General features: G+C 53.7%; 20 protein-coding genes and 1 tRNA gene. 19 read left to right on the top strand and 2 right to left on the bottom strand.

Features of this window, described 5'->3' with window-relative positions:
• Positions 1–10 precede the first annotated feature (10 nt).
• The 7 genes from fabD to FZ041_RS08635 all read left to right on the top strand — a co-directional run bounded on the left by fabD (position 11) and on the right by FZ041_RS08635 (position 5896).
• Complete coding sequence (gene fabD, locus FZ041_RS08665; protein WP_149189289.1) at positions 11–955, top strand: ACP S-malonyltransferase; 945 nt, start codon at positions 11–13, stop codon at positions 953–955.
• Position 956: 1 nt separating this feature from the next.
• Positions 957–1700, top strand: a complete 744-nt coding sequence (fabG, locus tag FZ041_RS08660) for a 3-oxoacyl-[acyl-carrier-protein] reductase (protein ID WP_075444465.1) — start codon at positions 957–959, stop codon at positions 1698–1700.
• Between the two features lie 42 nt (positions 1701–1742).
• Complete coding sequence (locus FZ041_RS08655) at positions 1743–1970, top strand: acyl carrier protein (RefSeq protein ID WP_014423880.1); 228 nt, start codon at positions 1743–1745, stop codon at positions 1968–1970.
• Between the two features lie 84 nt (positions 1971–2054).
• Positions 2055–2999: an NAD(P)H-dependent flavin oxidoreductase gene (locus FZ041_RS08650; protein ID WP_075444467.1), complete on the top strand. Its 945-nt coding sequence runs from the start codon at positions 2055–2057 to the stop codon at positions 2997–2999.
• A 48-nt stretch (positions 3000–3047) separates the two neighbouring features.
• Entirely contained in the window at positions 3048–4292 is a 1245-nt protein-coding gene (fabF, locus tag FZ041_RS08645; RefSeq protein ID WP_149189288.1) for a beta-ketoacyl-ACP synthase II, read from the top strand.
• Between the two features lie 12 nt (positions 4293–4304).
• Positions 4305–5021, top strand: a complete 717-nt coding sequence (gene rnc, locus FZ041_RS08640) for a ribonuclease III (RefSeq protein ID WP_075444471.1) — start codon at positions 4305–4307, stop codon at positions 5019–5021.
• 65 nt (positions 5022–5086) lie between these two features.
• The gene (locus FZ041_RS08635; RefSeq protein WP_149189287.1) at positions 5087–5896 is read left to right on the top strand and encodes an MBL fold metallo-hydrolase; all 810 of its coding nucleotides are present in this window, start codon (positions 5087–5089) and stop codon (positions 5894–5896) included.
• Between the two features lie 43 nt (positions 5897–5939).
• Here FZ041_RS08635 and FZ041_RS08630 read toward each other — a convergent pair whose 3' ends face one another.
• Positions 5940–6377, bottom strand: a complete 438-nt coding sequence (locus FZ041_RS08630; RefSeq protein ID WP_149189286.1) for a MarR family winged helix-turn-helix transcriptional regulator — start codon at positions 6375–6377, stop codon at positions 5940–5942.
• A 193-nt stretch (positions 6378–6570) separates the two neighbouring features.
• Here FZ041_RS08630 and FZ041_RS08625 point away from each other — a divergent pair, with 193 nt between their 5' ends.
• The 8 genes from FZ041_RS08625 (at position 6571) to FZ041_RS08590 (ending at position 17065) form a co-directional block, all read left to right on the top strand.
• On the top strand, positions 6571–7788 hold the full coding sequence (locus tag FZ041_RS08625) for an efflux RND transporter periplasmic adaptor subunit (RefSeq protein WP_187626350.1): 1218 nt from the start codon (positions 6571–6573) through the stop codon (positions 7786–7788).
• 12 nt (positions 7789–7800) lie between these two features.
• Entirely contained in the window at positions 7801–10989 is a 3189-nt protein-coding gene (locus FZ041_RS08620; protein WP_149189285.1) for an efflux RND transporter permease subunit, read from the top strand.
• Positions 10990–11131: 142 nt separating this feature from the next.
• On the top strand, positions 11132–12178 hold the full coding sequence (recA, locus tag FZ041_RS08615; protein ID WP_075444479.1) for a recombinase RecA: 1047 nt from the start codon (positions 11132–11134) through the stop codon (positions 12176–12178).
• Between the two features lie 36 nt (positions 12179–12214).
• Positions 12215–12697: a regulatory protein RecX gene (locus FZ041_RS08610; protein ID WP_149189284.1), complete on the top strand. Its 483-nt coding sequence runs from the start codon at positions 12215–12217 to the stop codon at positions 12695–12697.
• A gap of 130 nt (positions 12698–12827) precedes the next feature.
• Positions 12828–14360 carry a glutamine-hydrolyzing GMP synthase gene (gene guaA, locus FZ041_RS08605; protein WP_149189303.1) on the top strand — a complete coding sequence of 511 codons (1533 nt, stop codon included), beginning with the start codon at positions 12828–12830 and terminating at the stop codon, positions 14358–14360.
• Positions 14361–14504: 144 nt separating this feature from the next.
• The gene (locus FZ041_RS08600) at positions 14505–15269 is read left to right on the top strand and encodes a zinc ribbon domain-containing protein (protein WP_075429981.1); all 765 of its coding nucleotides are present in this window, start codon (positions 14505–14507) and stop codon (positions 15267–15269) included.
• A 76-nt stretch (positions 15270–15345) separates the two neighbouring features.
• Positions 15346–15422: transfer RNA gene (locus FZ041_RS08595), tRNA-Pro, on the top strand.
• An 86-nt stretch (positions 15423–15508) separates the two neighbouring features.
• Positions 15509–17065, top strand: a complete 1557-nt coding sequence (locus FZ041_RS08590) for an ABC-F family ATP-binding cassette domain-containing protein (RefSeq protein WP_149189283.1) — start codon at positions 15509–15511, stop codon at positions 17063–17065.
• Positions 17066–17152: 87 nt separating this feature from the next.
• Here FZ041_RS08590 and FZ041_RS08585 read toward each other — a convergent pair whose 3' ends face one another.
• On the bottom strand, positions 17153–17698 hold the full coding sequence (locus tag FZ041_RS08585; protein ID WP_075444489.1) for an NADH peroxidase: 546 nt from the start codon (positions 17696–17698) through the stop codon (positions 17153–17155).
• 320 nt (positions 17699–18018) lie between these two features.
• On the opposite strand from FZ041_RS08585, the gene tsaE reads away from it, so the two are divergent.
• From tsaE to tsaD, 4 genes are read left to right on the top strand one after another with little or no spacing between them, the layout of a single operon-like run.
• Positions 18019–18501: a tRNA (adenosine(37)-N6)-threonylcarbamoyltransferase complex ATPase subunit type 1 TsaE gene (gene tsaE / locus FZ041_RS08580; RefSeq protein WP_075444491.1), complete on the top strand. Its 483-nt coding sequence runs from the start codon at positions 18019–18021 to the stop codon at positions 18499–18501.
• Positions 18482–19216 (top strand): tRNA (adenosine(37)-N6)-threonylcarbamoyltransferase complex dimerization subunit type 1 TsaB, encoded by a 735-nt coding sequence (gene tsaB, locus FZ041_RS08575; protein WP_075444493.1) that lies wholly within the window; start codon positions 18482–18484, stop codon positions 19214–19216. Before tsaE ends, tsaB begins: the two co-directional genes overlap by 20 nt.
• Positions 19216–19668, top strand: coding sequence for a ribosomal protein S18-alanine N-acetyltransferase (gene rimI, locus FZ041_RS08570; RefSeq protein ID WP_075444495.1), 453 nt, complete (start codon positions 19216–19218; stop codon positions 19666–19668). Before tsaB ends, rimI begins: the two co-directional genes overlap by 1 nt.
• A 16-nt stretch (positions 19669–19684) precedes the next feature.
• The gene (tsaD, locus tag FZ041_RS08565) at positions 19685–20725 is read left to right on the top strand and encodes a tRNA (adenosine(37)-N6)-threonylcarbamoyltransferase complex transferase subunit TsaD (protein ID WP_149189282.1); all 1041 of its coding nucleotides are present in this window, start codon (positions 19685–19687) and stop codon (positions 20723–20725) included.
• Positions 20726–20761 lie beyond the last annotated feature (36 nt).

Raw genomic sequence — 20761 nt, 5'->3', positions numbered from 1 at the left:
GTAGTTCATAGTGAATAAACTTGCATTTGTATTTCCAGGTCAGGGTGCTCAGGCTGTTGGTATGGGCAAGGATTTCTGCGAGCAGTATGATGTAGCGAAGAAGCTCTTCCAGCAGGCCGATGAGGCGCTTGGCTATTCCATCAGGGAGATGTGCTTTGAGGGTCCGGCTGAGGATCTGAAGCTGACGGCTAATACGCAGCCGGCAATCCTTACGATGAGCGTCATCGCTAATGAAATCCTCAAGGAGCATGGCATCCAGCCGGATGTGACGGGCGGTCATAGCCTTGGTGAGTATTCGGCACTTGTTGCAGCTGATGTACTGGACTTCCAAGATGCTGTACTGCTCGTGCACAAACGCGGCCAGTTCATGCAGGAAGCCGTTCCTGTTGGTCAGGGCGGCATGGCTGCTATCATCGGTTTGGCTGATGAGGTCATCGTGGATGCCTGCGCGAAAGCTACGGAAAATGCAGGGGAAGTCCAGGCAGTCAACTTCAACTGCCCAGGCCAGACGGTCATCGCTGGTACGACGGCTGGCGTTGAGGCTGCTGTTGAACTGCTCAAGGAAGCTGGTGCGAAAAAGGCTGTGATCCTGCCAGTATCGGCACCGTTCCATTCCACGCTGATGAAACCGGCGGCTGAGAAACTTGCTGCTGAACTCGACAAGGTCACGATCCGCGATGCGAAGATCCCGGTTGTCTCGAACTTTACGGGCGAACTGGAGACCAAAGCTGAGGAAATCAAGGCAAACCTCGTTGCGCAGGCGGATCATCCGGTCAAATGGATCGACTGTGTCAATACGATGAAGGCGTTTGGTGCTGATACCTTTGTCGAGGCTGGCCCGGGCAAGACGCTCTGCGGCTTCAACCGCCGTATCGACAAGGCGCTCACGAGCATGAACGTAGAAAATCTCGAAAGTTTGCAAAAAACGCTTGACTATTTCAAGGAGGTTCGCTAATATGCTTTTAGACGGAAAGGTTGCGCTGGTAACTGGCGCATCGCGAGGCATTGGCCGTGCCATTGCCATCCGCCTGGCCAGCGAGGGAGCCAAGGTTGCCATCAATTACGCCGGCAACACGGCTAAGGCAGAAGAGGTCAAGGCGGAGATCGAGAAGAATGGCGGCGAGGCCATTCTGGTCCAGGCAGATATCTCGAGTACCGAAGCTGTTGACGCAATGGTCGAGAAAGTTGTTGAGGCTTTCGGGCAAATCGATATCCTGGTCAACAATGCAGGCATCACGCGTGACGGCCTGCTCATGCGTATGAAGGATGAGGACTTCGACGCAGTCATCAACACGAACCTCAAGGGCGTGTTCTACTGCACGAAGGCTGTTTCCAAACTCATGATGAAAAAACGTAGCGGCCGCATCATCAACATGGCATCGGTTGTCGGTCTCATGGGCAATGCTGGTCAGGCAAACTATGCCGCAGCCAAAGCTGGTGTCATAGGCTTCTCGAAGTCGGCAGCTAAAGAGCTTGCCGCACGCGGCATCAATGTCAACGTGGTCGCACCGGGCTTCATCGCCACGGATATGACGGCTGCCATGACGGACAAGGCGAAAGAGGCTACGCTGGCAGGTATCCCGCTTAAGCGCATGGGCCAGCCGGAAGATGTAGCTAATGCTGTGCTTTTCCTTGCATCGGATTATGCATCCTATATCACGGGCCAGATCGTCAATGTAGACGGCGGCATGGTTATGTGATATAACTATATAGGAACTTTTATTTTAAGGAGGTGAAACTTCATGACTTTTGATAAAGTAAGAGATATCGTTGTTGAGCAGTTAGGTGTTGAGGCTGACGAGGTTGCCCTCGAGTCCACTTTCATCGATGATCTGGGTGCTGATTCCCTGGACATTGTTGAGCTGATCATGGCTTTCGAAGAGGAATTCAATATTGAGATCCCGGACGAGGCTGCTGAGAAGATCAAGAGCGTTCAGGATGTAGTTACCTACATAGACCAGAACAAATAAGTTTGAGCGTCTTACCTGTTTGAAAATCCCGTGAAACTTGTTTCGCGGGATTTTCTCAAGGTAGGATTGATTGGAGGAGTAACATTGAAACTTCCAGAGCTGAAAATTGGCAATAAGATCGCAAAAGTTCCAATCCAGCAGGGTGGTATGGCGATTCGTTTGTCAACGGCCCGTCTGGCGGCAGCTGTAGCTAACGAGGGCGGTATCGGCCTCATTGCCGCATCTGGTATGAGCCATGACGAACTGCGTTATGAAATCCGGCTCGCACGTTCGCTTACATCTGGTATCATCGGCATCAATATCATGGTAGCAGCCGCAGATTTTGCTGAGGTTGTCAAGACAGCGATTGATGAGGGCATCGACCTCGTAGTTGCTGGTGCAGGTTTTTCCCGTGATATGTTTGCGCTCGGCAAGGAATCCGGAACGCCGATCGTTCCGATTGTTTCTTCCGTTAAATTAGCTAAAATTTCAGAGCGTCTTGGCGCGGCTGCCATTGTCCTTGAGGGCAAAGAGGCAGGTGGACATCTCGGCACGGACACGTCGGTACGTGATCTCATCGCAGATGTCAGCGCAGCTGTGAATATCCCGGTTATTGCAGCCGGTGGCGTACTGCACGGCCAGGACATCGTTGATTTGATAAAGATGGGCGCTGCTGGCGTCCAGATGGGGTCGCGTTTCGCTGCTTGTGAGGAATCCAATGCCGCACCGGCCCTCAAGGAATACTATCTGAAATCGAAACCAGAGGATATCGTGGTAATCCACAGCCCTGTAGGTCTTCCGGGTCGCGCTGTACGCACGCCGTTCTCGGCAAAAGTCATGGAAGGCCCTGTACCGCCGAAGCAGTGCGATGCCTGCCTCAAGGCATGCAAGCACAACTTCTGCATCATCCGCGCGCTCACACGGGCGCAGCAGGGCGATGTGGAGACCGGCCTGGTCTTCACGGGTGAATACATGCCGAAGATCGATAAGATCATGTCGGTGCATGATATCTTTGCGCAGCTCAAGGCGGAAGCCGAAGCTGCGGACTGAGCAGACGTTCTAGAGGACGACTAAGATAATTGAGAGGAGTCATTCGTTTTGAGTAATCGTGTAGTAATCACTGGTCTGGGTGCCATTACCCCGATTGGTACGGGTAAAGATGAATTCTGGAAAGGCCTGATGGAGGGCCGCAATGGAATCGATAAGATCAGCCGCTTTGATGCGTCTGAGTATGGTGCGCAGATTGCTGGTGAGGTCAAGGACTTCGAGCCGACGGCATACATCGATAAGAAAGAGTCCAAGCGCATGGATCGTTACACGCAGTTCGCGGTAGCTGCTGCTGGCATGGCCATCGAGGATGCGAAGCTGGATCTTGAGAAAGAGAACCTCGATCGCATCGGCACGTTCGTTGGTGCTGGCATCGGCGGTATTGAGACGATGCATTCGCAGTATGAGAAGCTGTTTGCCAAGGGCCCAGGCCGCATCAGCCCGTTCTTCATCCCGATGATGATCGCGAACATGGCTGCCGGCCAGGTATCCATCACGTACAAGCTGCATGGCCCGTCCAGCTGCATCGTTACGGCTTGCGCTACGGGTTCCAACTGCATCGGCGATGCTTTCCGTGTCATCCAGCGCGGTGATGCGGATGTCATGATTGCCGGCGGTACTGAGGCTGCTGTCTCTGAGGCTGCTGTGGCTGGCTTTGCCGCTATGAAGGCTCTCTGCATGGATCATAACGATGACCCGGCTCATGCTTCCCGTCCGTTCGACAAGAACCGCAGCGGTTTCGTCATGGGCGAGGGTGCAGGCCTTGTTGTTCTCGAGAGCCTTGAGCATGCAAAAGCCCGCGGTGCGCATATCTATGCTGAGGTTGTCGGCTATGGTGCGAACTCCGACGCATATCATATGACGAGCCCGGCTCCGGGTGGCGAGTTCCAGGCAAAATGCATGCAGGCAGCGCTCGATGACGCTGGCATGAAGGCAGAAGATGTCGATTATGTCAATGCGCATGGCACGTCCACGCATATGAATGATGAAGGTGAGACGCTGGCAATCAAGGCAGTCTGGGGCGAAGCCGCTAAGGACGTTTCGGTTTCCTCGATCAAGTCGATGACTGGTCATCTGCTCGGCGCTGCTGGTGGTGTCGAGTGCATCGCTACGGCAATGGCTATCGAGAATGACATGCTGCCGCCGACGATGAATTATGAGACGCCGGATGAAGGCCTCGATCTCGACTACGTTCCGAATAAGGCCAAGGCCAAGACGGTCCGTGCGGCTATGTCCAACAACTTCGGTTTTGGCGGCCACAATGCCTGCCTGCTGCTCAAGAAGTACGCAGAGTAATGGAGGCTGACGATGGAAAAGATCCTGTCGGAGAAACGTGAGCAAGAGCTTTGCGGACTGGCAGCGGCTCTGGGTGTGGAGTTTACGAATCTGAACTTCCTGCAACAGGCGTTGACGCATACTTCCTATGCGAATGAATCCAAGGGGAACATCGTCCATAATGAACGTCTCGAATTTTTAGGAGATGCTGTGCTGGAGCTTGCCTCCAGCACTTATCTTTATCAGCACTTTCCGCAGATGCCGGAGGGGCAGCTGACAAAGACAAGAGCGAGCATCGTCTGTTCGGCGACGCTGGCAAAGCTGGCGGCCAGGCTGCATCTTGGTGATTATCTGCTGCTGGGCCGTGGTGAGGAGATGGGCGGCGGCCGGACGCGGCAGACGAATCTGGAGGATGTGTTCGAGTCGGTCATTGGTGCGATTTACCTTGACCAGGGCTGGGAGACGGCAAAAGACTATGTCATCCGCCAGCTCATGCCGGAGTTTGAGCGCGCCAAGAGCGGTGCGATCCTCAAGGATTACAAGACAATCCTGCAGGAGGAAGTCTACCAGCATGAGGGACAGAATGTGTCTTACGAGCTGGTGGCCGAAGAGGGCCCTGACCATGACAAGCGGTTCACGTTCCAGGTCCGCATCACTGGCAAAGTGATGGGACAGGGGACGGGGCATAGCAAGAAGGAAGCTGAGCAGCATGCAGCACGCGAGGCACTTGCAAGACTCAATCAGAAATAGGCAAAGGCGCTGGCAAATGCCAGCGCCTTGTTTTATAATGTAGACAAAAGAAAGGGGAGAGCGATATGCGCAAGTTGGTGATTCTCGGGACAGGGTTTGCGATGGCGACCAAATGCTTCAACACATGCTTTTTTCTCGAGCTTGAGGATGGAAGCCTGTTCTTGACGGATGCTGGTGGCGGCAATGGCATTCTGCGCCAGTTGGAAGTGACAGGGTTTGATTACCAGAAATGCCAGCACATGTTTGTGACGCACGGGCATACCGATCATGTACTGGGGGTAATCTGGGTGATCCGCAAGGTAGCAGACCTGATGAACAAGGGCAAGTATGAGGGACAGTTCCATATCTATTGCCATGATGTCGTCAGGGAAATGCTGCTGAAGATGACGGAGATGACGCTCAAGAAGAAGGACTTTGCCCGCGTGGGCAGCGACATCCTGATCCATGAGGTCAAGGATGGGGAAGCCGTGGAATTGCCGCAGTTCAGGCTTACGGCTTTCGACATCCTGTCGACGAAGGCCAAACAGTTTGGCTACTGCCTGCAGTTCGCCGATGGGATGAAGTTCACCTGCCTGGGGGATGAGCCGTACAATGAGCATGACCGGGCATATGCTGAGCAGGCGGACTGGCTGCTCGCGGAGGCTTTCTGCCAGTACAAGGACCGTGAGGTGTTCAAGCCCTACGAGAAGAATCACAGTACGGTCAAGGAGGCCAGCGAGCTTGCTGAGCTCTTACGAGCCAAGAATCTCGTGCTCTACCATACGGAGGACAAGCATCTGGCGACGCGCAAGCAGGAATATGCGGCTGAGGCCAGACAATATTATCAGGGCAATGTCTTTGTGCCAGATGATCTGGATGTCATCGAGCTTGGCTGATGACAAGGAAAAGGAGTGTTCCGCGTGCGAAACACTCCTTTCTTCAGTTGATGAACATTTTCTCGAGCAGTTGATTGAAAGTCAGGATCGAGTCGCTGAGTTGAGCGGTTTCATCCTCGTTCAGCTGCTGTATATGCTGGTTGAATAGCTGCCGGACGCGTTCGTTCTGATCGTCGAGGATCTTCTGGCCAGCTGGGGTGAGCGTGATGACGCTGCGGCGGCGGTCATGAGGATCCGGCGCTTTCTGTACCATCCCGTTGCAGACGAGCTTGTCGATGACGGTGGTCATCTGCTGTTTGGAAATATTCAAGATATGGCTGATATCCGTAATGGATACGGATTCTTCTGTGAATATGACCATCAAGGCACCGAATTGATTCAGCGGGATCGGCAGCTTTGTCTGGCGGTAGAAATTGTTGTGAATCAGAATCAACGTTTCGATGAATTTTTGTGAGACATTTGGCGTTGATAGATTGTTCATAGATACGGATTACCCCTTTTATTAGAGTGTGATTAAATATCAAGCATTTAATCCTGCATAAGCGGCATTATCTTGACTTTTATTTAAATATAATATACTATATATTTCATCAATAGTAAACATTTATTTACTATTTCAGCCCAGCTTGAAGCTGATAGAAATGGGAATGGAATGTTATAAGGAGGTTTAACGATTGTTTTTGACGAAAAACAAAAAGACAAAGGCGCTGGTAATCGGCATTTCGCTGGCTATCTCCGCAAGCTTTGCCGTTGCTGGCTGCGGTTCTAACGGACAGCAGGCACAGCACCAAGGCGCCCAGGTCAAGGCCATGCAGGTCATCCAGCAGGACACGCCGTTGACCAGTGAGTTTGCCGGCCAGATTGTGGGTAAGGACGAGGTAAAAGTTCAGTCCAAAGTATCCGGCAATGTCGTCGAAAAGTATGTGACGGGTGGTCAGTTTGTACAGGCGGGCCAGCCGCTTTACAAGATCGATTCACGCCAGTATGAATCGGCAGTTCTGCAGGCCCAGGCAAATCTTGCGCAGTCGGAAGCGACGCTGAGCAATGCGGAAACCGACCTCAACCGCTATCGCCAGCTGCTTTCGTCGCAGGCGATTGCCGAGCAGACGGTTGCAACGCAGCAAGCACAGGTGAATTCCTACAGTGCGCAGGCTTCGGCGAATGCAGCACTGCTCCGCAAGGCGCAGCAGGATTTGGCTGATACGGTCATCTATGCACCGATGAGCGGCCAGTTGTCGGTCGATGATGTGGCAGTAGGCACATTTGCTGCTGCGGGCAATACTAATCTGGTCACGATTGGTTCATCGAACCCGGTATTTGCGCAGTTCAGCATTTCGGAGTCGGATTATCTGAAATTCATGAACAATGCGGCTATGCAGGGAGGCAATGGCATGTCGCCGACGGTGTCGATCACGCTGTCTGATGGCACGGTCTATCCGATTGATGGCCAGATTGTCCAGTCAGACCGCGCGCTTTCGAACAACACGGGTACGCTGACGGTCAAGGCGCTGTTCGACAATCCGGACGGACTGCTGCTGCCGGGCATGTTTGCCCGCGTGCGCCTTTCGGGCGAGGTTGTCCCGAATGCGATCCTCGTTCCGCAGCGTGCCGTCCAGCAGCTTTTGGGCAAATCCTTCGTCATGGTAGTAGGCGAAGATGGCAAGTCCAAGGCGCAGGCAGTAACACTTGGTGACAAGGTCGGCAGCTATTACATCATCAAAGATGGCCTGACGGCGGCTGATGTGGTGGTTGTTGAAGGCCTTTCGAATCTGCAGGAAGGTGTTGATCTGACGGTTACGATGGTAACTGCTGATGATATGGGCTTCTCGTTGACGTCCGATCCGACGCTGTTTGATTCGAATACGATTGCAGCTGCTGATTCGAAGAAGTAAGGAGGCAGCATTTTGTCAAAATTCTTTATACACCGGCCGATATTCGCTATCGTCATCTCGATTATCATCGTGATTGTTGGTGTGCTCGCGGCAGTGCAGCTGCCTATTGCGCAGTATCCGCAGATTTCTCCGCCGACGGTTTCGGTCAGCACGACCTATACTGGCGCGAATGCTGCGGTCGTCAATGAGACGGTCGCACAGGTCGTCGAGCAGCAGATCAACGGTACGCAGGGCATGGACTATATGTCCTCAAACTCCGATGATACAGGCCGTTACAGCCTTTCCGTTGTATTTGAGAATGGCACGGATGGCGATATGGACTCCGTCAAGGTACAGAACAATGCGGCGACGGCAACTGCGAGCCTGCCAACTGATGTACAGACGGTCGGCCTCACGACGCGAAAATCCTCGAACGACATGGCCTACATGCTGTCGCTTTATTCGCCAGATGGCACGTATGACCGTGCATTCATGAAAAACTATGCGGACATCTATCTGCTGGATCAGCTCCAGCGTGTACCGGGTGTCGGTAATGTCCAGATCTTCGGTGCAGACTATGCGATGCGTGTCTGGCTCAATCCGGATAAGCTTGCGGAGCTGGGCCTTACAGTAGCAGACGTGACAGCGGCTATCAAGGAGCAGAATGTGCAGGCTCCGGCTGGTACTGTTGGCGCTATGCCTGTGGCTAATGGCCAGGAAAAGCAGTACACAGGCAAGATTTCCGGCCGTTTGGTAACACCGGAGGAGTTCGGCAATGTCATCCTGCGTTCTTCGGATGGCCAGTTCGTCCGGTTGAAGGATGTTGCCCGCATTGAGACGGGAGAGAAATCCAGCTCGATTATCTCGAAGTTCAATGGGTATCCGTCCGTTGGTTTCGGTATCAATCTGACCAGTGATGCCAATGCCATGCAGACGGTTGCCGGCGTTCGTGCAATCCTTGACAAGGCGAAGCCGAATCTGCCGCCAAACCTCAAGATGGCCCAGATTTTTGACTCGACGAATTATATCAATGCGTCCATCAAGGAAGTGCTTGAAACGTTCTTTGAGGCATTGGTTCTGGTTGTATTGGTCATCTTCTTGTTCTTGCAGAATTGGCGGGCAACATTGATTCCTTTGCTGGCTGTGCCGGTATCCCTTATCGGTACGTTGGCAGCATTCGTCGTGTTGGGCTTTTCTATCAACACCTTGACATTGTTTGCCATGGTGCTGGCTATCGGTCTTGTCGTCGATGATGCTATCGTCGTCATTGAGAATGTCGAGAAGCACATGGAAGAAGGCTTAGAGCCAATCGATGCAACGGAGCGGGCAATGGATGAGGTACAGGGACCGGTCGTTGCTATTGCCTTTGTACTGGCAGCTGTATTTGTACCGGTTGCATTCCTCGGCGGCATGACGGGTATTCTTTACCGTCAGTTTGCCTTGACGATTGCCGTGTCTATGGCTTTGTCGGCGTTTGTGGCACTTACGCTTACGCCGGCTCTCTGCGCGATGATCCTCAAAAAACATGAGGCCAAGGATGATGAAGGAAAGCTGGGCCAGTTCTTCCTGGCATTCAACCGTTGGTTCGAGCGTACGAAACGTGGTTATATGGGTATCGTGGCGCAGTTCATCCGCCGTACGCGCTTGGCCTTCCTGTTCATGATTATCGTCTGCATCATTGCGGGGGCAGTCTTTAAGGTACTGCCATCGACTTTCGTACCGAATGAGGATCAGGGGTATCTCTTTGCTGCTGTCCAGCTGCCTGAGGGTACCTCGATGAATCAGACGCAGAAATCCATCGATAAGCTTGCGAAGGCAGCGATGGAAAATGTTCCGGGGGTTGAGAATGTCATGGCCATCACAGGTTTTGATATTCTGTCAAGCGGTGCGAAACCGAGCGCAGGCATGGTTGTCCTCGGCATGAAGGACTGGACGCAGCGTACAGATCGTGCGATGTCTGTCGATTCAGCTGTTGGCATGATGTTCGGCCTGGGGGCCAAAGTCACGCCGGAAGCTACGGTCATCGCGATGAATCCGCCGGCTCTGCCGGGCCTGGGGGCTGTGGGCGGCTGGTCGCTGCAGCTGCAGGATATGTCCGGCCATACGGATCAGGAGCTGGCTGAGGTCACGAACAAGATCGTCGCGGCTGCTAACCAGCGTCCTGAGTTGCAGGGTGTGCGCTCAACGTTCAAGATGACGTCGCCGACCTATGAATTCGAGATTGACCGTGAGCGCGTCAAACAGCTTGGCGTACAGCTCTCGGATGTATTCACGGCTATGCAGGTCAACTATGGTGGCTCGCAGGTCAATGACTTCAACCAGTTCGGCCGCTCGTACAAGGTCATGCTGCAGGCAGATACGCGTTATCGCAGTGAGGCAGAGTCGACGAAGTTTATCTTTGTCAAGAGCAGCACGGGGACGATGGTTCCGCTGGATACGCTGCTGAAGCCGAAACTCAGCTCGGCACCGACATCGATTTCCCGCTTCAATGGTACGCGTTCCATTGCTATCCAGGGCAATGCGGCGCAGGGCTACTCGTCTGGCCAGGCCATGCAGGCCATCCAGGAAGTTGTTCATGAGAACACAGACAACGGCTTCAACATCGAGTGGTCTGGCCAGAGCCGTGAGGAATCGAAGGCCTCGAGCTCGACGCTGCAGGTTCTCGTCCTGGCTTTGGCATTCGTATTCCTTTGCCTGGCGGCACTCTATGAAAGCTGGAACGTACCATTTGCGGTACTGCTGACAGTGCCGACTGGTATCATGGGTGCGCTGGTCTCTGAGTACGGCCTTTACATGTTGGGGGCACTGTCCGGTCACCCGAATGCTGGTTTCCAGAACAGTGTTTACATGCAGATCGGTATCATCATGATCATCGGTCTGGCGGCGAAGAACGCCATCCTGATCGTCGAGTTTGCGAAGGTCCGTGTCGACCGCGGCATGGAGCCGGTCAAGGCGGCTATCGAGGCGGCAGGCTTGCGCCTGCGCCCAATCCTCATGACTTCGTTCGCGTTCATCATCGGCTGCCTGCCGCTGGCTATAGCCAGTGGCGCTGGTGCTGCTGCGCGTAACGGCATGGGCGTGGCTGTAGTTGGCGGTATGCTCTTCGCTACGGCATTGGGAATCTTCTTGATTCCTGTGTTCTTTGTAGCGATGGAGTGGATGGCTGCCAAGCTTGGCTTGCTCAAGCAGCAGAAAAAGAGAACATCCTCGGATTACATGTGATTCCGGAATAAAACTTCCCTTCTCGTTGGAGAAGGGAAGTTTTTGCATGTGGTGGTTTGAAAATAAACCTTGCAAAAAGAACAATTGTTTTATATAATATCTACAGATAAAATCGTGAGTTCGAAAGGAGCTGTTAGTAAGAATGGCAACGGATAAAAAAGAGGCTTTAGCCAGTGCGCTGAAACAGATTGAGAAGGATTTCGGCAAGGGCTCGATCATGCGCTTGGGCGACGCCAAGGCGAATATGAACGTGGAGGTCATCTCGACGGGCATCCTGCCGCTCGATATTGCACTGGGCGTGGGCGGCGTGCCGCGTGGCCGTATCATCGAGGTCTATGGCCCGGAGTCTTCGGGTAAGACGACGGTCACGCTGCATATGATCGCAGAGGCCCAGAAGGCTGGCGGCATTGCGGCTTTCATCGATGCCGAGCATGCGCTCGATCCTGTCTATGCCCAGAAGCTTGGCGTCAACATCGATGACCTGCTGATCTCGCAGCCGGATACGGGCGAGCAGGCGCTGGATATCGTCGATGCGCTGGTGCGCAGTGGTGCCATTGACATCATCGTCGTCGACTCAGTTGCCGCGCTGGTGCCGAAGGCTGAGATCGAGGGCGAGATGGGCGACAGCCATGTCGGTCTGCACGCGCGTCTCATGAGCCAGGCTATGCGCAAGCTCACGGGTATCATCAGCAAGAGCCAGACCGTTGCAATCTTCATCAACCAGATCCGTGAGAAGGTCGGTGTCATGTTCGGCAATCCGGAGACGACGACGGGTGGTCGTGCCTTGAAGTTCTATTCCTCGGTTCGCCTGGACGTGCGCAAGATCGACAAGATCACCCAGGGGCAGGATGTCATCGGCAGCCGCACGCGCATCAAGGTTGTGAAGAACAAGGTGGCACCGCCATTCAAGATGGCTGAGTTCGATATCATGTACGGTGAGGGCGTATCGAAGATGTCCAGCATTATCGATATGGGCGTTGAGATGGATATCGTCGACAAGAGTGGTGCCTGGTTCTCCTATGAGGGGACCCGTCTGGGGCAGGGCAAGGAAAATGCCAAGCAGGCCCTCAAGGAGCAGCCGGAGCTCTGTGCAGAGATTGAGGCCAAGATCCGTGCCAAGCTGCTGGCGAGTGAGGAAATCGCTGAGGTACAGGCACCAGCTGGTGCTGAGCCGGAAGCCGAGGCATAAATAGCGATGTGGAAGTATCAGCGATCTGAGGAGGATATGACGGCAGAGCCAACACGCCGTCCGCGCAAGCCGAAAAAGACGGCCTTGATGACGGCTGTTGATCTGCTGGCCAGACAGGAGCACAGCGAAAAGAAGCTGCGGGAAAAGCTGCTGCGCAAAGGGTATGCTGACGACGAGGTGCAGCAGGCCATCGGCCGTCTGGTGGAAAAGCATTATCTGAACGATGCGGATGCCTGTGCCCGCCAGTTCGAATTCCTCTATCATGAGAGCCGCAGTTCGGTGCGGCAGATCTGCGTCAAGCTCATGCAGCGCGGGTTCGGATCGTCGCTGGTGAAGGCCTGCATTCCCGCTGACACGTTTGCGCGTGAGAAAGCGGCTGCCTTGCGCGTGCTGGCGCTCAAGTTCAAGCCGGCAGCTGACCGGCAGAAGATGATGGCCAATCTTTACAGCAAGGGGTTCGATTCGTCGGCGATACGGGCTGCAGTCGAAGAATTCCAACAGGCAGAGGAAGATGAATAGCCAGGCAAGAGCCTTGCGCAGTGATGCGCAAGGCTTTTAAAATAGCATTTCTTATGATATAATCGTTAAAAAGCTTTACACGTTACTGTACTTAGAGGAGGAACAAATTTTGAGCAAGCCTGCCAATGAAATGATTCTGGTTCTGGATTTTGGTGGCCAGTACAACCAGCTGATTGCACGCCGCGTCCGTGAGAACCATGTCTATTGCGAGGTACATCCGCATACGCTGAGCCTGGACAAGATTCGTGAGATGGCACCGAAGGGCATCATCCTGACCGGTGGCCCGAACAGTGTCTACAAAGAAGACTCGGCCAGCTGCAGCCCGGAACTCTTCGAGCTCGGCATCCCGGTCATGGGCATCTGCTATGGTTCCCAGCTCATGTCGCATCTGCTGGGCGGCAAGGTCGCCACGGCACCGACGAGCGAGTATGGCAAAACGGAAGTCACGATTGCGGAGCAGGGCTCGAAGCTTTTCCAGGGCGTCGATGAGAAGACGATCTGCTGGATGAGCCATACCGACTACATTGCAGAGGCACCGGCAGACTTTGTGGTAACGGCTTCGACGCCGGTATGCCCGGTGGCGGCTATGGAAAATGCAGCTAAGAAGCTCTATGCAACTCAGTTCCACCCCGAAGTCATGCATACAGTACAGGGCAAGACGATGCTCAAGAACTTTGTCTATGAAGTTTGCGGCTGTGCTGGCGAATGGAAGATGGATTCCTTCGTCAAGAGAACCGTAGAAGAGCTCAAGGCTAAAATCGGCAAGGGCCGTGCGCTTTGTGCCCTGTCGGGCGGTGTGGATTCCTCGGTGGCAGCCGTTCTCCTCTCGAAGGCTATCGGTAAGCAGCTGACCTGCGTATTCGTCGATCACGGCCTGCTGCGCAAGGATGAAGGCGATCAGGTCGAGGCAGTATTCGGTCCCAATGGTTCCTATGATGTCAACTTCATTCGCGTCAATGCCAAGGACCGCTTCTATGCAAAACTGGCTGGCGTCACGGAACCGGAGCAGAAGCGCAAGATCATCGGCGAGGAGTTCATCCGCGTATTCGAGGAAGAGGCGAAGAAGATCGGCGCTGTCGATTATCTGGTACAGGGCACGATTTACCCTGATGTCATCGAGAGCGGTTTGGGGAAATCGGCGGTCATCAAATCCCATCACAACGTGGGCGGCCTGCCGGACTTCGTCGATTTCAAGGAAATCGTCGAGCCGCTGCGCCTGCTGTTCAAGGATGAGGTCCGTGCGGCTGGCCGCGAGCTCGGCATTCCCGAGTATCTCGTCAACCGCCAGCCCTTCCCAGGTCCGGGTCTTGGCATCCGCATCATCGGCGAGGTGACAGAGGAGAAGGTCAAGATCGTCCAGGAGGCGGATGCTATCTATCGCGAAGAGGTGGCTAAAGCAGGTGCCGACAAGAATCTTGGCCAGTACTTTGCTGCCCTTACGAATATGCGCAGCGTCGGTGTCATGGGCGATGGCCGTACCTATGACTATGCGATTGCCCTGCGGGCTGTCATGACCAGCGACTTCATGACAGCAGAGAGTGCGCAGCTTCCTTGGGAAGTCCTGCAGAAGACCACGACCCGTATCGTCAATGAGGTAAAAGGCGTCAATCGCGTCATGTACGACTGCACGGGCAAACCGCCAGCAACGATTGAGTTTGAATAATCCATAAAGAAAAGACAGCAGGAATCCAGCAGGAGGGATTCCTGCTGTTTTTGTTTTCAGGAACTGGCTCTTGGGGCTATGGCAACCAGCAGTTGCGTGAAATCTGCGGCCGCCTGTTTTATAATGAAAGTGGAGGGATGAAACATGAAAACGCATGAGGTGATTTTAGCACTGCGGAACAAGGCAGGCCTTTCGCAAGAAGAGTTGGCGCAGAAGATTTTCGTGACCAGGCAGGCAGTATCCCGGTGGGAGCAGGGCGAAACAGTTCCCAATACCGAAACATTGAAGCGGTTATCCCAGGTGTTTGATGTTTCAATCAATACCCTGCTGGGATCGCCCCGCAAGCTGATCTGCCAATGTTGCGGGATGCCGCTGGAGGATCCGCTGATTGGCAGGAACAAAGATGGGTCACTCAATGAAGACTATTGCAAATGGTGCTATGCGGATGGGATCTTCACTTATAGCAATAAGGAAGAGCTATTGGCGGTCTGTGTCGGGGAACTTAGGAAACAAGGCTTTTCGGAGCAGCAGGCCAGAGAGTATATGGAAGAGAAGCTGCCGACACTCGCTTACTGGCGGCGGCATGAGGAGTTTTGCGATGGCGGCGGGCTTGCCGCATTCAAAGACCGCTTGGTAGAAGAGTTGAATGGGCTTTCCATCGAGGGAATGCCAAAAGTGGAGGCAGTGCATCCGCTGGTGGGAAGCTATGTGAATCTGGCCTATGGCTTGCCCAGCGGCGAACGGGTGAAATTCCTGGATGATGATAAAACCTACTGGGGAAATCAACTGCCAGGTGCGGCTGGCAGCAGTCGGTGCTTTGGGGTACTGGCAGACAAGGAGTTCCTGCTGGTCTGCACTTATGAAGAAGGAGGGAAGAATCCCGAACTGCTGGTATATAGAAAAAGATAGATCTTATAATAACATTGATACGATGTGCGGATAAGTCTTTACAAATAAAAGAAAATACCGTATAATATATTTTGTTCGGGACGTAGCGCAGTTTGGTAGCGCGCTTCCTTGGGGTGGAAGAGGTCGTGGGTTCAAATCCCGTCGTTCCGACCATTATATGATCGTTAAAGTGATTCAGCTTCGGCTGGATCACTTTTTTTCAATCAGGATAGCTAGGCTGGCATGAAAGGAAGTAATACATGAGCATTTTGAACGTATCTCATTTATCCCATAGCTACGGTGGACGGGAAATCTTTGAGGATGTGAGTTTCCGCCTGCTGAAGGGCGAGCATGTTGCGCTGGTGGGCGCCAATGGTGAGGGTAAATCGACGTTCCTGTCAATCATCACGGGGCAGCTGACACCAGATGCCGGTACGATCGAGTGGGCGAAGCGTGTCAAGGTCGGCTATCTCGACCAGCATGCTGTGCTGCAGGCGGGCATGACCATTCGTGATGTATTGCGCACAGCCTTTGATGATATGGTCAAGGCTGAGCAGGAAATGCTCGCGGCCTACGATAAGATGGGGGACGCTACGCCGGAGGAAGTCGATCAGCTTATGAAGGATGTGGGCGATATCCAGGATATGCTTGAGGCTGGCAGCTACTATACCATCGATGCGCGCATCGAGGAGGTATCTGGCGGTCTCGGACTCCGCGATATCGGCCTTGACCGCAAGGTTGACGAGCTTTCAGGCGGCCAGCGCACGAAGGTATTGCTGACGAAACTGCTGTTGCAGAATCCGGAGATCCTGATTCTTGATGAGCCGACGAATTATCTGGATGCTGAGCATATCCAGTGGCTGACCACGTATCTGCAGAATTATGAGAATGCCTTCATCCTTGTGTCGCATGATGTGCCATTCCTCAACGCGGTCACGAATGTCATCTATCATGTGGATAATCTGAGTCTTGACCGCTATACGGGCAGCTATGAGAAATTCGAGGAGATGGCAGCCTTGAAACGCCGTCAGGAAGAGGCGGCATATGAGCGCCAGCAGGCGGAGATTAAGAAGGAGCAGGACTTCATCCAGCGCAATAAGGCCCGTGTCGCCACGCGCGGCATGGCCAACAGCCGGCAGAAGCGCCTCGACAAGATGGAGGTGCTGACGAAGCGTCAGGAGAAACCAAAACCGCATTTCCATTTCCAGTCCGACCGCACGCCGTCGCGCTTTGTCATCGAAGGCAAGCGCCTGGTGCTGGGCTATGACATGCCATTGACGAATCCGGTGGACATCCAGGTGGAGCGCAATAAGAAGATTGCCATCCGCGGCACGAATGGATTGGGCAAATCGACCCTTTTGAAGACGATGCTCGGCATGATACCGCCGATTTCGGGCAAGGTAGAGCTCGGTGAGTTTGTCTCTGCTGGCTATTTCGAGCAGGAAAGCGCGGCAGGCAATCAGAACACTGCCCTGGAGGAGCTTTGGCAGGAATATCCAGGGATGAGCAATTTTGAGGTGCGGGCAGCACTGGCAGCCTGCGGCCTGACGAATGAGCATATCACGACGAAGATGCTCGCCCTATCGGGCGGCGAGGCGGCCAAGGTACGGCTCTGCAAGATCATGCAGAAGCCGGTCAACCTGCTGGTACTCGATGAGCCGACAAACCATCTGGATGTCGAGGCCAAGAAAGAGCTCAAGCGTGCTATCAAGGAATATAAGGGCACGGTCCTGCTTGTTTCCCATGAGCCGGATTTCTATGAGGACATTGTCGACTCGGTTTGGAACATCGAGAAATGGTCGACGAAAATCATCTGATAGACCTATAAAGCCAGAAGGGCCTGCATCTGATTGAAGATGCAGGCCCTTCTGGCTTTATATTGTGTTTGATTTGGAAGCAGGGAATCAGTTGCCGAAGTAGCGGTCGAACAAGCCTTTGAACCCACGGCCATGGCGAGCTTCGTCTTTGGCCATCTCATGAACCGTGTCATGGACAGCGTCGAGGTTCAGCTGCTTAGCCAGCGTAGCCAGTTCTTTCTTGCCAGCGCAAGCACCATGCTCGGCGTCGATGCGCATGGAAAGGTTCTTCTTCGTGCTGTCGGTCAGGACTTCGCCGAGGAGCTCAGCGAATTTTGCAGCATGCTCAGCTTCTTCGAACGCATAGCGCTTGAAGGCTTCGGCAATCTCCGGGTAACCTTCACGGTCAGCCTGGCGCGACATAGCGAGGTACATACCGACCTCAGAGCACTCGCCGGTGAAATTCTGGCGGAGACCCTCGATGATGCGCGGATCGACATCCTTGGCCGTACCGACATGATGCTCATCCGCATAGGTCATCTCGCCGCTCTGCTCTACGAACTTGCTGGCAGGAGCCTTGCAGATCGGGCACAGCTCCGGAGCCTGCTCGCCCTCATAGACATAACCACAGACGGTGCAAACGAATTTTTTCATAATAAAAGACCTCCTAAAAATTATACACACAAACCAATAATCATTTGTTATTGGTGCAACTCACTTGGTATGCTTCAATTATATGCTATCCTTCCGGAAATAGAAATAGCCAAAAAGCGTCAAAAATCAAGATTATCTTACGGATACGATCATATACTTTCGATAACGATGGTTATCGCATATTTTCAAAATAAAATATTAACAAATAATAATTATTGATTAGGCGGAGGCGATGTTGGTTTACCATGTGTCCGGTTCGTGCTATAATAAGGATTTGAATGATGTTTTTTAAACACGATTTATAGGAGAGTAAATAACAAATGTTTACCTGTATGACGAATTCTCCCGAAGAGACTGTACACCTAGCCGAGCTGGTAGGTCAGAAGATCCGGGAGGGAACCGTGCTTTGCCTGGAGGGCGACCTGGGGGCCGGCAAGACTTTGTTTGTGCAGAGCCTTGCTCGTACCTTGGGCGTCGAGGGAGAGGTGACAAGCCCGACATTCAATCTGATGAATGTATATGAAGGGATTTGCCGCATCTACCATTTTGATCTTTACCGGCTGGAAACAGAAGCAGAGCTGGATGACATTGGCTTTTATGAGTACACGGAAGAGCCAGAGGGGATCGTGGTCATCGAGTGGCCAGATAAATTCCCAGAGTCATTGCCAGAGGATTATGTGAAGGTATGCATTCAGCGGACCGGCGTTACGGAAGAGGGACGTCGCTTGACGTTCTCGTGTGTCGGTGAGAGGAATCAGGAATTCATAAAGGAGTTGGAATCATTTGTCCATACTAGCCATTGATACGGCTACGCAGGTATCAAGTGTAGCGGTGGCATCACCGGGGAGACTGTCGGCAGAGTTGACGATGCAGGCAAAGCTTACCCATTCGGAGACGCTTATGCCGCATATCGAGCAGGTGCTGAAGATGGCCGCCGTGCCCAAGGATAAAATCGAGGGGATTGCCGTAAGCATCGGGCCGGGCTCGTTTACGGGACTGCGCATTGGCCTGGCGGCTGCCAAGGCGATGTCGTATGCACTGGATGTGCCATTGGTCGGCGTTTCGACGCTGGCGGCTCTGGCATATCACTATCCGGTGGCAGGTGTCCGCATCGTCTGCCTGCTGGATGCCCAGAAGGGCAATGCGTACGCAGAGACTTACCGTTGGGAGCAGGGGAAACTGCAGACTGTTGATGCGGTACGGGTAGCACCGATCAGCGAGATCATCGAGTGGTGCGGCCGTATGGATGAGCCGGTAGTCCTGCTGGGCGATGCTGTGCAGAAGAAGATTGCCGGCAAAGTGGATCTGCCGGCAGGTGTGACGGTGGCACCAGCACATCTGCTGATGCCACGCGCTGCCTGTGTGGCGATGCTTGGCCTTGATGAACTGGCCGCAGGCCATACCGATAATGTCATGAATCTGGAGCCTGTCTATATCCGCCGCAGTGAGGCTGAGGTGCTTTGGGAGAAACGTCATCCGGAAGAGGCGCAGAAGACTTTGCCGACGGAGGCCATGTGATGGAAGTGAAAGAGCTGGATTTTCGCGAGATGGCACCAGAGGATGCCGACGCTGTAGAAGTCGTGGAGAAGGCCTGCTTCTCGATTCCGTGGTCGCGCGATTCGTTCTGGAAAGAAGCGGCCAATGAGAATACGCTGTATCTGCTGGCACTTGACGGCGAGAGGGTCATTGGCTATGCTGGCTGCTGGATCTCCTTTGAGGAGTGCCAGATCACCAACGTAGCTATCCTGCCGGAATACCGCGGGCAGGGCATTGGGACGAAATTGTTCGGTGCCATCATCGAGGCGGTCAAGGCAAAGGGCGTGACCGCGATGACGCTGGAAGTCCGTCCGTCTAATGCCCCTGCAAGAGCGCTTTATGCACGCTATGGGTTCAAGGATGCCGGGCGGCGTCCCCATTATTACCAAGATGATGGCGAAGATGCGATCATCATGTGGAATACGAAACTTTGATGGATGGAGAGTATGTATGGAGAAGGAAAACAAAGAAGAATTGTTGACGCTGGCTATCGAGTCGAGCTGCGATGAGACATCGGCAGCTGTACTTCGCGGCGGCCGCACGATACTTTCCAATATCATCTCGACACAGATCCCCGTCCATCAGAAGTTTGGCGGGGTCGTGCCGGAAATCGCATCGCGCAAGCATATCGTCAACATCATGCCAGTCATCGATGAGTGCTTGCAGAAGGCAGGCGTGAAGCTTGCGGATATCGATCAGGTGGCTGTCACCTATGGGCCGGGATTGGTTGGTGCGCTGCTGGTCGGCGTATCGGCGGCTAAATCGCTGGCGTTCTCGCTGGGGGTACCGCTCATTGGGGTCAACCATCTGGAAGGGCATATCTTTGCCAATTTCCTGTCGACGCCAGACTTGGAGCCGCCGTTCATGGCCTTGGTCGTCTCAGGCGGCCATACGGCTCTTGTGGATGTCCGTGGCTACAATCATTTCCATATGATGGGACAGACGCGGGATGATGCGGCTGGCGAGGCGTTTGACAAGATCGCCCGTGTCATGGGGCTGCCGTATCCGGGTGGCCCGCGCATCGACGCGTTGGCGAAGGAGGGAAATCCGCTGGCTATCGATTTCCCGCAGGCTCTCAACGAGAAAGGCAATTATGAGTTCAGCTTCAGCGGTCTCAAGTCTGCCGTGCTCAATTACATCAACAGTGAGAAGATGAAGGGGCATGAGCTCAATAAGCCGGATATTGCGGCTTCCTTCCAGCGTTCGGTCATCGAAGTGCTGGTGGCCAAGGCGTTCCAGGCCGTCGAAGAAGCCGGCCGTGATACGCTGGTGCTTGCAGGCGGCGTGGCTGCCAACAGCGGCCTGGAGGCCAGGCTGCGTGAAGAGGCGGCCAAGCGCGGCGTGAGATTCCTGTATCCGAGCAAGATCCTTTGCACGGACAACGCGGCCATGATCGGCTGCCGCGGCTATTACCAGTCGCTGTCGGGACGCTTCAGCGATCTGTATCTTAATGCTGTGCCAGGATTGGGACTGGAAGATAAAGAAGAATAAGTGTATAATAAGAAAAGAGATTGCTCAACGGAGAGA

It is taken from the genome of Pseudoselenomonas caprae (assembly GCF_008271345.1).
GTDB classification, from domain to species: domain Bacteria; phylum Bacillota; class Negativicutes; order Selenomonadales; family Selenomonadaceae; genus Selenomonas_A; species Selenomonas_A caprae.
Note: the sequence above shows the minus strand (reverse complement) of the source record. Positions and strands in the feature narration are given on the sequence as shown.

Coding starts and splice junctions, on each gene's coding strand:
- rimI (WP_075444495.1), top strand. CDS start 19,216: ATGGAAGTGAAAGAGCTGGATTTTCGCGAGATGGCACCAGAGGATGCC.
- fabG (WP_075444465.1), top strand. CDS start 957: ATGCTTTTAGACGGAAAGGTTGCGCTGGTAACTGGCGCATCGCGAGGC.
- FZ041_RS08655 (WP_014423880.1), top strand. CDS start 1,743: ATGACTTTTGATAAAGTAAGAGATATCGTTGTTGAGCAGTTAGGTGTT.
- FZ041_RS08635 (WP_149189287.1), top strand. CDS start 5,087: ATGCGCAAGTTGGTGATTCTCGGGACAGGGTTTGCGATGGCGACCAAA.
- recA (WP_075444479.1), top strand. CDS start 11,132: ATGGCAACGGATAAAAAAGAGGCTTTAGCCAGTGCGCTGAAACAGATT.
- FZ041_RS08585 (WP_075444489.1), bottom strand. CDS start 17,698: ATGAAAAAATTCGTTTGCACCGTCTGTGGTTATGTCTATGAGGGCGAG.
- FZ041_RS08600 (WP_075429981.1), top strand. CDS start 14,505: ATGAAAACGCATGAGGTGATTTTAGCACTGCGGAACAAGGCAGGCCTT.
- FZ041_RS08610 (WP_149189284.1), top strand. CDS start 12,215: ATGACGGCAGAGCCAACACGCCGTCCGCGCAAGCCGAAAAAGACGGCC.
- FZ041_RS08630 (WP_149189286.1), bottom strand. CDS start 6,377: ATGAACAATCTATCAACGCCAAATGTCTCACAAAAATTCATCGAAACG.
- guaA (WP_149189303.1), top strand. CDS start 12,828: ATGATTCTGGTTCTGGATTTTGGTGGCCAGTACAACCAGCTGATTGCA.
- tsaD (WP_149189282.1), top strand. CDS start 19,685: ATGGAGAAGGAAAACAAAGAAGAATTGTTGACGCTGGCTATCGAGTCG.
- rnc (WP_075444471.1), top strand. CDS start 4,305: ATGGAAAAGATCCTGTCGGAGAAACGTGAGCAAGAGCTTTGCGGACTG.
- FZ041_RS08590 (WP_149189283.1), top strand. CDS start 15,509: ATGAGCATTTTGAACGTATCTCATTTATCCCATAGCTACGGTGGACGG.
- tsaE (WP_075444491.1), top strand. CDS start 18,019: ATGTTTACCTGTATGACGAATTCTCCCGAAGAGACTGTACACCTAGCC.